This window comes from Rhizobium sp. 18055 (assembly GCF_902706285.1).
Lineage (GTDB): Bacteria > Pseudomonadota > Alphaproteobacteria > Rhizobiales > Rhizobiaceae > Rhizobium.
This window is the reverse complement of record NZ_CACSKD010000094.1, coordinates 1-636: the sequence shown is the minus strand read 5'-3', so window position 1 is coordinate 636 and position 636 is coordinate 1. Positions and strand designations below refer to the sequence as shown.

General features: G+C 71.4%; 2 protein-coding genes. One reads left to right on the top strand and one right to left on the bottom strand.

The genetic code is table 11. The features are described 5' to 3' along the window. Nucleotides 1–192 (top strand): hypothetical protein (locus GVL52_RS31610; protein WP_160012670.1); only part of this gene is annotated, 192 nt, incomplete at its 5' end. A gap of 67 nt (nt 193–259) precedes the next feature. On the opposite strand, the gene GVL52_RS31605 is transcribed toward GVL52_RS31610, so the two are convergent. Further along, nucleotides 260–586, bottom strand: a complete 327-nt coding sequence (locus tag GVL52_RS31605; RefSeq protein WP_200847940.1) for a GAF domain-containing protein — start codon at nt 584–586, stop codon at nt 260–262. Nucleotides 587–636: the final 50 nt, after the last annotated feature.

The window sequence follows — 636 nt, the reverse complement described above, 5'->3', positions numbered from 1 at the left end:
GGTAAATCGACGCTGGTGGCGCTGGTCGGCCCCTCGGGCACGCGCCGGCTTTTGGACGTGCAGCTGCGCCGCGCATGGGGCCTGCTGGACGAGGCCCTGCCGTCCGATACGGTGCTGGGCGCCTTCATGCAGGGCGTGTTCCGCTCCGCCGGCAGTGCGCCGCGTGCGGGCAAGCAGGCCGCCGGGCATTGACCGATCGCCGGGCGCCGGCCCGGAACCATCCGGCGGCGGTGCTGGGGAATGCCGCGCAGCGGAGCGCTCAGGAGGCGGCGGGCAGCCGGGACGCCAGCAGATCCGCCGAATACCGCAGCCGGCCGATGTCCGCTTCCGCGCGGATGCTTCGGCTGAAGCAGCACAGCGTGCCGAACAGCCGCCCGTCTTCGAGCACGATGGGCGTGCTGAGGTGCGAGCCGATGGGGATGGCCGCGGTCTCGGGGATGTCGCGGGCCGCGGGCACGCAGGACGTGTCGGGGATGTATTGCGGCAATTCGCCCCGCATCACCTTCTGGCAGTAGCCGCTCTCGAGCGGTATCACCTGCCCGGGCTGGAGCACGCAGCCGACGTCGCCGTCGACGTAATCGAGCACCCGGTCGTTCTCCCGGAACCGGGAGAACGACCGGGTGCTCGATTACGTCG